Annotated in this window: 10 protein-coding genes; 5 read left to right on the top strand and 5 right to left on the bottom strand. The window is 70.9% G+C overall.

Annotated elements, in window-relative coordinates:
- Positions 1-31: 31 nt before the first annotated feature.
- Positions 32-1066, bottom strand: coding sequence for a GlxA family transcriptional regulator (locus tag CG723_RS29215; RefSeq protein ID WP_100596480.1), 1035 nt, complete (start codon positions 1064-1066; stop codon positions 32-34).
- A 51-nt stretch (positions 1067-1117) separates the two neighbouring features.
- Here CG723_RS29215 and CG723_RS29210 point away from each other — a divergent pair, with 51 nt between their 5' ends.
- Positions 1118-1519: a cupin domain-containing protein gene (locus tag CG723_RS29210; protein WP_100596479.1), complete on the top strand. Its 402-nt coding sequence runs from the start codon at positions 1118-1120 to the stop codon at positions 1517-1519.
- A 15-nt stretch (positions 1520-1534) separates the two neighbouring features.
- The gene (locus CG723_RS29205; protein WP_100596478.1) at positions 1535-3340 is read left to right on the top strand and encodes a thioredoxin-like domain-containing protein; all 1806 of its coding nucleotides are present in this window, start codon (positions 1535-1537) and stop codon (positions 3338-3340) included.
- A gap of 113 nt (positions 3341-3453) precedes the next feature.
- Here CG723_RS29205 and CG723_RS29200 read toward each other — a convergent pair whose 3' ends face one another.
- The 3 genes from CG723_RS29200 to CG723_RS29190 all read right to left on the bottom strand — a co-directional run bounded on the left by CG723_RS29200 (position 3454) and on the right by CG723_RS29190 (position 7404).
- Entirely contained in the window at positions 3454-4779 is a 1326-nt protein-coding gene (locus tag CG723_RS29200) for a M18 family aminopeptidase (RefSeq protein ID WP_100596477.1), read from the bottom strand.
- A gap of 66 nt (positions 4780-4845) precedes the next feature.
- Positions 4846-5472, bottom strand: coding sequence for a Uma2 family endonuclease (locus CG723_RS29195; RefSeq protein WP_100596476.1), 627 nt, complete (start codon positions 5470-5472; stop codon positions 4846-4848).
- Between the two features lie 105 nt (positions 5473-5577).
- The gene (locus CG723_RS29190) at positions 5578-7404 is read right to left on the bottom strand and encodes an acyl-CoA dehydrogenase (RefSeq protein ID WP_100596475.1); all 1827 of its coding nucleotides are present in this window, start codon (positions 7402-7404) and stop codon (positions 5578-5580) included.
- Positions 7405-7579: 175 nt separating this feature from the next.
- Between CG723_RS29190 and CG723_RS29185 the strand changes: the two genes are divergently transcribed.
- The 3 genes from CG723_RS29185 to CG723_RS29175 all read left to right on the top strand — a co-directional run bounded on the left by CG723_RS29185 (position 7580) and on the right by CG723_RS29175 (position 10312).
- Positions 7580-8047, top strand: a complete 468-nt coding sequence (locus CG723_RS29185; protein ID WP_100596474.1) for an SseB family protein — start codon at positions 7580-7582, stop codon at positions 8045-8047.
- Positions 8048-8166: 119 nt separating this feature from the next.
- Positions 8167-9129, top strand: coding sequence for a pirin family protein (locus CG723_RS29180; protein ID WP_100596473.1), 963 nt, complete (start codon positions 8167-8169; stop codon positions 9127-9129).
- A 76-nt stretch (positions 9130-9205) separates the two neighbouring features.
- Positions 9206-10312, top strand: coding sequence for an AI-2E family transporter (locus CG723_RS29175; RefSeq protein ID WP_100596472.1), 1107 nt, complete (start codon positions 9206-9208; stop codon positions 10310-10312).
- Here the strand turns inward: CG723_RS29175 and CG723_RS29170 are convergent.
- Positions 10243-12444, bottom strand: coding sequence for an ATP-binding SpoIIE family protein phosphatase (locus tag CG723_RS29170; RefSeq protein ID WP_100596471.1), 2202 nt, complete (start codon positions 12442-12444; stop codon positions 10243-10245). The genes CG723_RS29175 and CG723_RS29170 overlap by 70 nt on opposite strands.
- Positions 12445-12508: the final 64 nt, after the last annotated feature.

Genomic DNA, 12508 nt, shown 5'->3' with positions numbered 1-12508 from the left:
CGTGCGGCGACTACCGCGACGCGACCCCCACCTACGGCGACATCACCTCCGCAGGCCCCCGGCCGAACCGCCTCCGGTACGCCGACGGGCTCAGGCCCGTTTCCCGGCGGAGGCGGGCGCGTAGGTTTGCGGCGGTGCCCAGGCCGCTGCGGGCGGCGACCACGTCGAGGCGTTCCTCGCCGCGTTCGATGAGGCGGCAGGCGAGGGCGACCCGTTCGCCGGTGAGCCAGGCCAGTGGGGTGGTGCCGAGTTCGGCGCGGAAGCGGCGGTGCAGGGTGGCGGGGCTGACGGCGGCGTGTGCGGCGAGGTCCGCCACGCTCAGCGGTTCACCGATGCGCTCCTGTGCCCATGCGAGCAGCGGCGCGAGAGACTCGTCCGGTACCGCGGGCACGGGCCGTTCCACGAACTGCCGCTGGCCGCCGTCCCGGTGGGCGGCGAACACGAGCCGCCGCGACACCGCGTTGGCGATCTCGGCGCCGTGGTCACGCCGTACGACGTGCAGCCCCAGGTCGAGCGCGGACGCGCTGCCGGACGCGGTGAGGATGTCGCCGTCGTCGACGAACAGCACGTCGGGTTCGAGGCGCACCGCGGGGAAGCGGGCGCGGAAGGAGTCCGCCCACATCCAGTGGCAGGCGGCCCGCCGCCCGTCGAGGAGCCCGGCCTCGGCGATGGTGAACGCGCCGGAGCAGAACCCGATGAGCCGTGCGCCCCGCGCGTGCGCCCGGCGCACGGCGTCGAGGACGGCGGGCCGCCGCGGCACGTCGGTGTCGGGCCGGTTGGGCACGATCAGCGTGTCCGCGGACTCGGCCGCGTCCAGACCGGCCACGTCGGTCAGCGTGAAGAACCCGTCCCGCATCACGGTCCGCGTCCGGGGCGAGCAGAGCCGGAAGTCGTACAGCTCACGGCCGAGTTCGGGCCGGCGCAGGCCGAAGACCTCGATGGCGCAGGACAGCTCGAAGGGGTTGGAGTTCTCGTCGACGATCACCACGACTCGGTGCGGCGGGCGCTGTGGAGGGCGTTGCGGCGCGTCCCGCGATGAGGGGCGCTGCGAGGATTCTTTCGCCATATGCGATTTCTAGCACTCGCCGCGGATCGGCGCCGGGCGCAGGATCGGCGTATGACCACTCGCGAGAACACGCCGATCGCCCTCGACGAGGCCCTGGCCTCCTTCGACGTCCTGTGGAGCCCCCGCATCGTCACGCGCGTCAATGACTACGACGTCCGCGTCGCGAAGGTCGAGGGGGACCATGTCTGGCACGTGCACGACGACACGGACGAGTTCTTCCTGGTCGTCGACGGTGAGCTGACCATCGCCCTGCGTGAGCCGGAGGGCGAGCGCGATGTGGTCCTGCCCCGCGGCTCGGTCTTCACGGTTCCGCGCGGGACGTGGCACAAGCCGCGCTCCCCGAAGGGTGCGTCGATCCTTCTTCTGGAGCCCACCGGCACCCCCACGGTCGGGGACCACCACGACGACGTCCCCGATCATGTGGATGCCACTACGGGGCATGCGCTCGCTTAGTGGCACCCTTGACCCATGAACGATGTCGACCCCGCACCCCGTCGCGCCCGTGTCCGTGCCCCCGAGCTCATCGGCAAGGGCGGCTGGCTCAATACGGGCGGTAAGCAATACACCCTGGCCGATTTGCGGGGACGCATCGTCATTCTGGATTTCTGGACATTTTGTTGCGTGAATTGCCTGCACGTCCTCGACGAGCTGCGTGAGCTCGAGGAGAAGCACCGGGACACCGTCGTGATCGTCGGGGTCCACTCCCCGAAGTTCGTGCACGAGGCCGAGCACTCCGCCGTGGTCGACGCCGTCGAGCGGTACAACGTCGAGCACCCGGTCCTCGACGACCCCGAGCTGGCGACCTGGAAGCAGTACGCCGTGCGGGCCTGGCCCACGCTCGCGGTGATCGACCCCGAGGGGTACGTCGTCGCGCAGCACGCCGGTGAGGGGCACGCCCACGCCATCGAGAAACTGGTCGAGCAGCTGGAGGCGGAACACGGCGCGAAGGGGACGCTGCGCCGCGGCGACGGTCCGTACGTCGCGCCCGAGCCGGTCGCGACGGATCTGCGGTTCCCCGGCAAGGTGCTCGTGCTGCCGTCCGGGAACTTCCTGGTCTCCGACACGACCCGGCACCAGCTCGTCGAGCTGGCCGCGGACGGCGAGAGCGTCGTACGGCGGATCGGCTCGCCCGGCGAGTTCAACGAGCCGCAGGGCCTCGCGCTGCTCGACGACGCGACCGTCGTCGTGGCCGACACGGTGCACCACTCGCTGAAGGCCGTGGACCTCGCGAGCGGGGACGTCACGACGCTCGCGGGCACGGGCCGGCAGTGGTGGCAGGGCGCGCCGACCAGCGGCCCCGCGCTGGAGGTGTCGCTCTCCTCGCCGTGGGACGTCGCCGTCTTCGGCGGCAAGGTGTGGATCGCCATGGCGGGCGTGCACCAGCTGTGGACGTACGACCCGGAGACGAAGAGTGTCGCCGTGGCGGCGGGTACGACCAATGAGGGGCTCGTCGACGGGCCGGGGGCCGAGGCGTGGTTCGCGCAGCCGTCCGGGCTCGCGGCGACCGAGGAGCGGCTGTGGGTGGCCGACTCGGAGACGTCCGCGCTGCGGTACGTCGACCTGGACGGCACGGTGCACACGGCGGTCGGTACGGGTCTCTTCGACTTCGGGCACCGGGACGGCGCCGCCGAACAGGCGCTGTTCCAGCACCCGTTGGGCGTGACCGCCCTGCCAGACGGTTCGGTCGCTGTCTCGGACACGTACAACCACGCCCTGCGCCGCTACGACCCGGCGAGCGGTGAGGTCACCACGCTGGCGACGGATCTGCGGGAGCCCAGCGACGCGGTGCTCGTGGGTGGGGACTCCCCGGACATCGTCGTCGTCGAGTCGGCGCGGCACCGGCTGACGCGGCTGCGGCTTCCCGAGGAGGCCGTGCGGGTCGAGTCGGTCGCGCACCGGACGCAGCGAGCCGCGACCGAAGTCGCGGCGGGGAAGCTCCAGCTGGACGTGATCTTCCAGGCGCCGGCGGGTCAGAAGCTCGACACGCGGTACGGGCCCTCGACCCGGCTCCTGGTCTCCTCCACCCCGCCCGAGCTGCTGGTCGCGGGGGACGGGGCGGACACGGACCTGGCGCGCGAGCTGGTCCTGAACACGGAGGTCGCGGAGGGCGTCCTGCATGTGTCGGCGATGGCCGCCTCGTGCGACGACGACCCGGCCAACGAGTACCCGGCCTGCCACGTCCACCAGCAGGACTGGGGCGTGCCGGTCCGGCTCACCGAGGGTGGCGCGGACCGGCTGCCGCTGGTGCTCGCGGGCATGGACGACCGGGGCTGATCCGGGAATCCCGAACTCCACGCCCGGTGTCCTTCCTTGGCCCCCCGCACGGCAAAGGTCGAGTTTGCCGCCGGGGGGTCTGCGGTCACCGCGGCACCGCGCTGTTGGGGAGGTCAGCCCTCCAGGAACGCGACGAGCGCGTTGGCGAGGAGGAACGGGTCGTCGGCGGCGCACAGTTCGCGGACGCTGTGCATGGAGAGGATGGCCACGCCGATGTCGACGGTCTTGATGCCGTGCCGGGCCGCCGTGATCGGGCCGATCGTGGTGCCGCAGGGCATGGCGTTGTTGGAGACGAACGACTGGAAGGGCACGCCGGCCTTCTCGCACGCGGCGGCGAACACGGCGCGGCCCGAACCGTCGGTGGCGTAGCGGTTGTTGACGTTGACCTTGAGGATGGGGCCGCCGCCGGCGCGCGGGTGGTGGGTGGGGTCGTGGCGCTCGGCGTAGTTGGGGTGCACGGCGTGGCCGGTGTCGGACGACAGGCACACGGTCCCGGCGAAGGCGCGGGCCTTGTCCTCGTACGATCCTCCGCGCGCGAACACCGAACGCTCCAGGACGCCGCCGAGCAGCGGGCCGTCGGCGCCGGTGTCGGACTGCGACCCGTTCTCCTCGTGGTCGAAGGCGGCGAGGACCGGGATGTAGGGGAGGTCGTCCGAGGCCGACGCGGCGGCGAGTGCGGCCGTTCCGGCGTGCACGGACAGGAGGTTGTCCATGCGGGGTCCGGCGACGAGCTCCTTGTCGCGGCCGAGGTAGGAGGGCGCCTCGATGGGGTGCGTCATCAGGTCCCAGCCGGTGACGTCGCCCTCGGCGAGCCCGTACTCCTCCTCCAGGAACCGGATCAGGTCGCCCTCGTGGACGTCGTTGCCGAGGCCCCAGATGGGCTGCATGTGCTTCTGCTTGTCGAGCTTGAGGCCGTCGGTGTGGACGGAGCGGTCCATGTGGATGGCGAGCTGCGGCACGCGCAGCAGCGCGCGGTCGATGTTCACGAGCCGCGTCGAGCTTCCCTCAGAGCCGAAAGCCTGGGAGGTGCCCCCACGCAGAGTGAGCCGGCCCGCGAGTCCGAGGTCCCGGTCGAGCCAGGAGTTGAGGAGCGGTCCGCCGTAGATCTCGACGGCGACCTGCCGCCAGCCCTGCGAGCCCATGTCGGGCAGCGGCTTGACGCGCAGGTTCGGCGAGTCGGTGTGCGCGCCGACGATGCGGAAGGGGGTGTGCGGCGCGGCGCCCTCGGGCACGTACCAGGCCACGATCGCGCCGCCGCGCGTCACGTACTTGCCGCCCGTCGTCCCGTCCCACGCGTCGGTCTCGGCGACCTGGCGGAATCCGGCCTTCTCCAGGCGCGCGGCGGCGTTCGCGACGGCGTGGTACGGCGAGGGGCTGGCCGCGAGGAAGGACATGAGGTCGTCGGTGTGACCGCGGTCGAAGCGGGAGGGGTTGCTCATGCGGGCCAGCCTAACGAGCCTCCGTCCCGGCGCGCGGGGGGTCCGCCCGGGTGCGGTGGGGGGAGTTCAGAGACGGTCGATCTCGGTGAGGTCGATGTCGATGTCGTACGGGGCGGAGAGCTTGAGCCGGTCGTGGTGGACGCCGGTGGAGACGTAGGTCCTGTTGACCGGGTCCAGCTCGTAGGTGACGACCATGGGGCGGTCCTGCTCGCCGGCCATCTCGACGAGCCAGAAGTGCCTGATGCCCGCCTTGGCGTACTTGCGGGGCTTGGTGTCGCGGTCGCGGTCCTCGGAGTCGGGGGAGACGACCTCGACGGCGAGGAGCACGTCGGCGGCCTCGTACCGTGTCTGGCGCCGGTCGCCGTCGGCTTCGGCGTCGACCACGAGCAGATCGGGCTCCGGGGCCTGCCGCGGCCCGAGAACGACGGCCATCTCACGGCGCACTCGGAGGTGCTCGGGGATGGTGCGGCGCAGGCCGTTGACCAGCAGGTCCATCGCCAGCGTGTGGAACTTGCGCTGCGGACTCACGAAAACCAGGCTCCCGTCGATCAGCTCTGTGTGCGGCGGGAGGTCGTCGAGCGTGAAGAAATCGTCCACGGTGTAGCCGTCCGGTGGCGGGACCGGCCATTTGGAATCGTCGCGCCGCGGCTGCGAAGCCTCGGGCAGTGCCTCGGCGGTCATGGTTCCTCCCATGGGTGGGATTCTCGGCCGTCCACTCAGCGTACCCAGCTGATACGACGGCGCCGCCACCCGAAAGTGTCCGGGTGACGGCGCCGATGACTACGGGCAGGCCGGAGGCTAGAACGCGGCCTCGTCCAGCTCCATCAGGTCGAGGTCGACCTTCTCGGAGAGGCGGCGCTCAAGGCCGACGCCCGGCAGGACGTTCGCGGCGAAGAACTTCGCGGCGGCGATCTTGCCCTGGTAGAAGGCCACGTCCTTGGCGGAGGCGGTCTCCAGCTTCTCGGCGGCGACGGCCGCGCCGCGCAGCAGCAGGAAGCCGACGACCACGTCGCCGGAGGCGAGGAGCAGGCGGGTGGTGTTGAGGCCCACCTTGTAGATGTTCTTGGTGTCCTGCTCGGTGGCCGCGAGGTCGGTCAGCATGACGCCGACGATGGCCTCCAGCTCGACGGCCGCCTTGGCGAGCGCCTCGCGGGCCTCGGCGAGAGCCTCGCCGCCCGTGCCGACCGCGAGGAACTTCTTGATCTCCTCGGCGAGGCCGTTGAGCGCGGCGCCCTGGTTGCGGACGATCTTCCGGAAGAAGAAGTCCTGGCCCTGGATCGCGGTGGTGCCCTCGTAGAGGGTGTCGATCTTGGCGTCGCGGATGTACTGCTCGATCGGGTACTCCTGGAGGTAACCCGAGCCGCCGAACGTCTGGAGCGACTGCGCCAGCTGCTCGTAGGCCTTCTCCGAGCCGTAGCCCTTCACGATCGGCAGGAGGAGGTCGTTGAGGGCGTGGAGCTGCGACGCGTCCTCGCCCGCGGCCTCCTTGACCGCGATGTCGTCCTGGACGGCGGCCGTGTGCAGCACGAGCGCGCGCATGCCCTCCGCGTACGCCTTCTGCGTCATGAGCGAGCGGCGCACGTCCGGGTGGTGCGTGATGGTGACCTTGGGGGCCGTCTTGTCCATGAACTGGGCCAGGTCGGGGCCCTGGACGCGCTCCTTGGCGTACTCGAGCGCGTTCAGGTAGCCCGTCGACAGCGTGGAGATCGCCTTCGTGCCGACCATCATGCGGGCGAACTCGATGATGCGGAACATCTGGCGGATGCCGTCGTGCTTGTCGCCGATGAGCCAGCCCTTGGCGGGGTGCTGGTCGCCGAACGTCATCTCGCACGTGTTGGACGCCTTGAGGCCCATCTTGTGCTCGACGTTCGTCGCGTAGACGCCGTTGCGCTCGCCCAGCTCGCCGGTCTCCCAGTCGAAGTGGAACTTCGGGACCAGGAAGAGGGAGAGGCCCTTGGTGCCGGGGCCGTGGCCCTCGGGGCGCGCGAGCACGTAGTGGAGGATGTTCTCCGACATGTCGTGCTCACCGGACGTGATGAAGCGCTTCACGCCCTCGATGTGCCAGGAGCCGTCCTCCTGCTGGACGGCCTTGGTGCGGCCGGCGCCCACGTCCGAACCGGCGTCCGGCTCGGTCAGGACCATCGTCGAGCCCCACTGCTTCTCGACGGCGATCTCGGCGACCTTCTTCTGCGCCTCGTTGCCCTCCTCGAAGAGGATGCCGGCGAACGCCGGGCCGGAGCAGTACATCCAGATCGCCGGGTTCGAGCCGAGCAGCAGCTCCGCGTAGGCCCAGATCAGGGAGCGCGGCGAGGTGGTGCCGCCGATCTCCTCGGGCAGGCCGAGGCGCCAGTACTCGGAGTCCATGAAGGCCTGGTACGACTTCTTGAAGCTCGCCGGCACCGGAGCGGTGTTGGTCTCCGGGTCGAAGACCGGCGGGTTGCGGTCGGCGTCCGTGAAGGACTCGGCCAGCTCGTTCTCGGCGAGGCGGGAGACCTCGTCGAGGATGCTCTTGGCGGTGTCGACGTCCATCTCCGCGAACGGGCCGCTGCCGTACAGCTTGTCGCGCCCGAGTACCTCGAAGAGGTTGAACTCGATGTCGCGGAGATTCGACTTGTAGTGCCCCATGGCGACGGCTCCGTTTGGCTGGTGAGCGGGATCTTCGTAAACACGCACTACTCGCAAGTAGCAAGCGCCTACGATAATGCTACCCGTCGGTAATAAGACGCAACCCCTGATCCGCCAATGTGAGCAGGGTCTAACGGCGCCCGCGCTCCGGCCCCGCCTCGGTAGTCTGGCCCCCATGTACGGCTACGACCAGACCGCGGGACCCGGGCAGCAGTACGCGCCGCCGCAGCAGGGCATGCAGGGCGGGTACGGCCAGCAGGCGCCGCCGTTGTATCCGGAGCCGTCGCCTCCGTCGCTGGCGGACGCGGTCCGCGCCTTCACCACGGGCTCGATGTCGGCCGAGGACTTCCAGCAGATCTTCGCGACGTCGAAGGTCTACTGCCCGCGCGGCGACAACCCCGGCTTCCTCGCGCTGCACAACACCCAGCAGCCGGTCATCCCGATGTTCACCTCCCTCAAGGAGCTGCGCAGGTACGCGGGCAAGGAGTCCAAGTACTTCGTGATCACCGGCGCCGAGGTGATCGACCTGCTCCCGACCGGGTACGGCTTCGTCCTCGACATGGAGGGCGAACACCGGATGGTCTTCGACGCCAAGGCGGTCGAGCAGATGGTCGACTTCGCGATGCGCCGCATGTACGGCTAGACGCCGGCACGCAAGCAGGCACCCAGGACGCCCGGAGGGAATTCCCTCCGGGCGTTCCGTGTTCCAGGTGGCAGAAAGTTCTATGTTCAACTAAACTCGGAGCACAAGGAGGTCCCGACATGCCTGCAGTGACCGTCGAAAACCCGCTGACCCTGCCCCGTGTGGCCGCGTCCGCCGACGCCGTGGCCCGCCCCGTGCTGGCCGTGACGACCGCGCCCAGCGGATTCGAGGGCGAGGGGTTCCCGGTGCGCCGGGCGTTCGCCGGGATCAACTACAAGTACCTCGACCCGTTCATCATGATGGACCAGATGGGTGAGGTGGAGTACGCGCCAGGAGAGCCCAAGGGCACGCCCTGGCATCCGCACCGCGGCTTCGAGACCGTCACCTACATCATCGACGGCACCTTCGTTCACCAGGACTCCAACGGTGGTGGCGGCACCATCACCAACGGCGACACCCAGTGGATGACGGCCGGCTCCGGCCTCCTGCACATCGAGGCGCCGCCGGAGGCGCTCGTCATGTCCGGCGGGCTCTTCCACGGCCTCCAGCTGTGGGTGAACCTCCCGGCCGCCGACAAGATGAAGGACCCCCGCTACCAGGACATCCACGGTGGCCAGGTCAAGCTCCTCACCACCGCCGACGGCGGCGCCCTGCTGCGCGTCATCGCGGGTGAGCTCGACGGCCACGACGGCCCCGGCATCACGCACACGCCGATCACGATGGTCCACGCGACCGTCCGCCCCGGCGCCGAGCTGACGCTGCCGTGGCGCGAGGAGTTCAACGGCCTCGCGTACGTCCTCGCCGGCCGCGGCACCGTCGGCACCGACCGCAGGCCGGTCCACATGGGCCAGACCGCCGTCTTCGGCGCGGGTTCCTCGCTGACCGTCCGCGCGGACGAGACGCAGGACTCCAACACCCCGGACCTCGAGGTCGTCCTCCTGGGCGGCCGCCCGATCCGGGAGCCGATGGCGCACTACGGTCCGTTCGTCATGAACACCCGCGACGAACTCCAGCAGGCGTTCGAGGACTTCCAGGCGGGCCGGCTCGGGGTCATCCCGGGAGAGCGGATCCCGCACACGTAAGCGGTATCTGATTGTCCGTCACTCGCGTGGCCCCGCCCGGAAGGTCGGGGCCACGCGCGCGTGATGCCCTGTGAGGGTGCACACAGGTACAGGTAAGCCGCTTCTTCCCGAACCAGCCCGCCGCACCGCCGCCTGGTGCGTGGTCGCCCTGCTCGTCACCGGGGTCGCGGCCGTCGGTATCTGGCTGTGCATCGTCTTCAAGACGGCCGTCACACCCCTGCTGCTCGCCCTGCTCGGCACGGCCCTGCTCGGGCCGGTGCACGGCTGGCTGATCCGCAGGAGGGTCAGCCGGGCGCTCGCCGCCATCCTCACCTGTGTCGCCCTCATCGCCGTCGTCGGCGGCGCCGGCTACATCGTCGTCAAGACCCTCATCGACACCGGCGACCAGATCGTCGACTCTGTGCGGGCTGCCGGCGACTGGATCAAGGACCACTTCGGGATCACCGCGGCCGACGACCTCGGATCCGCCGCCGGCAGCCTCAAGGACCTGGTGTCCAAGTGGGGCGCCAGCGCCGCGAGCGGGGTGCTGGCCGGCCTCTCCGTCCTCGGCTCGCTCCTCGCGACCAGCGTCCTCGCCCTGCTGCTCACGTTCTTCTTCCTCAAGGACTCCGACCGGGCCGCGGGCCTCGCGCACAGCATCGCGCCCGGCCGCGCCGGGGAAACCCTGGAGGCGATGGGGCGGCGCGCCTTCCAGGCTGTCGAGGGCTTCATGCGCGGGACCACGTTGATCGCCCTCATCGACTCGATCTGCATCACCGTCGGCCTGCTCGTCCTGAAGGTGCCCGGCGCGGTCGGGCTCGGCTCCCTGGTCTTCGTCGGCGCGTACATCCCCTACCTCGGGGCGGCGATCTCCGGCGCCGTCGCCGTCCTCGTGGCGCTCGCCGACCGGGGCTGGGTGACTGCCCTGTGGGTGCTCGGCGTCATCCTGGCCGTGCAGCAGCTGGAGGGCCACATCCTTCAGCCGATGATCCAGTCCCGCACCGTGCAGATGCATCCCGCGATGGTGATGCTGGCGATCACGGCCGGCGCCTCCGTCGCGGGCATCCTCGGCATGCTGCTCGCGGTGCCCGTGACGGCGGCCGCCTTCGGGGTGGTCGGGGAGCTGCGCACGCGCTACTCCGCAGGCGAGGGGCCGGCGGCGCCGTCGGGGGGTTCACGTGAAACGTCGGCCGAGGGCTCGTAGAGCTCGAACCAGATGCTCTTGCCCTCGCCCCTCGGGTCCACGCCCCAGCGGTGGGCGAGCAGCTCCATCAGGACGAGGCCGCGCCCGGACGAGGCGAGCTCGCCGGGGTGGCGCTTGTGCGGCAGGTCGTCGCTGGCGTCGGCGACCTCGGCGCGCAGTCGCCGCGCGGGCCCGCCGGTGACCTCGGCGACCAGCAGCGCGTCGCCGTCCGTGTGGACGAGGACGTTGGTGAGCATCTCCGAGATCATCAGGACCGCCGAGTCGACCTGGTCCTCGTCGCTCCAGTCGTGCAGCAGCTCGCGCAGGTGCTGGCGGGCGGCGGCGACCCGCTCCGGCTCGGCCTGGGCGACGGTCATCGCGGTGCGGCGCGCGGGCACGGGCGCCTCGGGCAGGTCCGTCCTGGCGAGGAGCAGCACGGCTATGTCGTCCTCGCGCCGGTCGGCGAGCGGGCCCGTCGTGTAGTGCGAGGAGGGGCCGTGCACGGCCCGTACGAGCGCGTCGGCGAGGTCCTCCAGACGGTCGGGGTCGATGGGCCGCTCCCCGTGCTCCTCGAGGATGCCGCGGATGCGCGCCCAGCCGGTGTCGAGGTCGTGGCCGCCCGTTTCGATGAGGCCGTCGGTGCAGATCAGCAGGGTGTCGCCGGGTTCGAGGGTGAGCCGGGTCGTGGGGTAGTCGGCGTCGGGGTCGACGCCGAGGGGCAGCCCGCCCGCGGTGGGCCGCACCAGGACCGTCCCGTCGGTCATGCGTATGGCGGGGTCGGGATGGCCCGCGCGGGCGATCTCCAGGGTTCCCGTCTTCGGGTCGGCCTCCACGTACAGACAGGTCGCGAAGCGCGGGTCGCCCGCCTCGGAGCCCTTCTCGATGCCCTTGCCGGGGCCGCCCGTGGAGCCGTACGTGATGGAGTCGGTGACCCCGTACAGGAAGCGCGAGGCGCGGGAGAGGACGGCGTCCGGGCGGTGTCCCTCGGACGCGTACGCCCGCAGCGCGATCCGCAGCTGTCCCATCAGGCCCGCGGCCCGCACGTCGTGCCCCTGTACATCGCCGATGACGAGCGCGATGCGCCCGGTCGGCAGCGGGATCATGTCGTACCAGTCGCCGCCGACCTGCAGACCGCCGCCGGTCGGGACATAGCGGGCGGCGACGCTCATCCCCGGGATGTCGGGGCCGAGCGTCGGCAGCATCGAGCGCTGGAGCCCGTCCGTCAGCTCCCGCTCCGACTCGGTGATCCCGGCGCGCGACAGGGCCTGTGCCAGCATCCGCGCCACCGTCGTCAGGACGGAGCGCTCGTCGGGTGTGAACGACACCGGGTAGGTGAACGCCGCCATCCAGGTGCCGATGGTGCGGCCGGCGACGATGAGTGGCAGGAACGCCCAGGACTGCCGGTGGAAGCGCTGGGCCAGCGGCCAGGCGGCCTGGTAGCGCAGGCGGTACTGCTCGGGCGACGACAGATAGACGGCGCGGCCGGTGCGCACCACCTCGGCGGCCGGATAGTCGGTGTCCAGGGGCATGTCCGTGAAGGGCCCCTCCTCGCCCGGCTCGTGCCCGTGGTGCCCGATGACCGTGAGCCGGTCGCCGCCGACGCCGAAGACGGCGAGGCCGTCCGGCGAGAACCCCGGCATGGAGAGCCCGGCCGCGACCCGCAGGACCTCCTCGGTGGACCCCGCCTCGGCGAGCGCCCGCCCGGCGTCCAGCAGGAACGCCTCACGGGAGCGCCGCCAGTCGCCGGTCACGGGGGTGAGCGCGGCGGACCCGGGCGTGGGCTCGCTGACCTCCTGGAGCGTGCCGATCAGCTCGAACGCCTGCGAGTCGCCGTGCATGATCGGCTTGGAACGGCTGCGTACGGTCCTGATGACCACGCCCTGATCGTCCATGATCCTCAGCCGGGCCTCGGCGAGGGTGCCCTCGGCGACGGCGAGCTGGACGACGCCGTCGATCTCGTTCCAGTCGACGGGGTGGAAGCGGGACCGTACGGTGGCCTCCGTCAGCGTCACAGGGCATTCGGGCAGGCCGAGCAGCCGGGCCGCCTCCGCGTCGAAGGTGACCAGCCCGGCCCGGTTGTCCCACCGCCACACACCGGTGTCGAGGGCGGCGAGAACGTCCCCCACGGGCGGCAGGGGGTCACCAGTGCGCATGGCCCCACTCTAAGAAGAGGTGATCGTGGACGGCCACCGAGGCTATTCGCAGAGCGATCATGGG

Source organism: Streptomyces sp. CB01635 (assembly GCF_002803065.1).
Lineage (GTDB): Bacteria > Actinomycetota > Actinomycetes > Streptomycetales > Streptomycetaceae > Streptomyces.
This window is presented reverse-complemented; position numbering and strand designations above follow the sequence as displayed.

Excerpts from the sequence above, each read along its gene's own strand:
- CG723_RS29215 (WP_100596480.1), bottom strand. The coding sequence starts at position 1,066 with ATGGCGAAAGAATCCTCGCAGCGCCCCTCATCGCGGGACGCGCCGCAA.
- CG723_RS29210 (WP_100596479.1), top strand. The coding sequence starts at position 1,118 with ATGACCACTCGCGAGAACACGCCGATCGCCCTCGACGAGGCCCTGGCC.
- CG723_RS29205 (WP_100596478.1), top strand. The coding sequence starts at position 1,535 with ATGAACGATGTCGACCCCGCACCCCGTCGCGCCCGTGTCCGTGCCCCC.
- CG723_RS29200 (WP_100596477.1), bottom strand. The coding sequence starts at position 4,779 with ATGAGCAACCCCTCCCGCTTCGACCGCGGTCACACCGACGACCTCATG.
- CG723_RS29195 (WP_100596476.1), bottom strand. The coding sequence starts at position 5,472 with ATGGGAGGAACCATGACCGCCGAGGCACTGCCCGAGGCTTCGCAGCCG.
- CG723_RS29190 (WP_100596475.1), bottom strand. The coding sequence starts at position 7,404 with ATGGGGCACTACAAGTCGAATCTCCGCGACATCGAGTTCAACCTCTTC.
- CG723_RS29185 (WP_100596474.1), top strand. The coding sequence starts at position 7,580 with ATGTACGGCTACGACCAGACCGCGGGACCCGGGCAGCAGTACGCGCCG.
- CG723_RS29180 (WP_100596473.1), top strand. The coding sequence starts at position 8,167 with ATGCCTGCAGTGACCGTCGAAAACCCGCTGACCCTGCCCCGTGTGGCC.
- CG723_RS29170 (WP_100596471.1), bottom strand. The coding sequence starts at position 12,444 with ATGCGCACTGGTGACCCCCTGCCGCCCGTGGGGGACGTTCTCGCCGCC.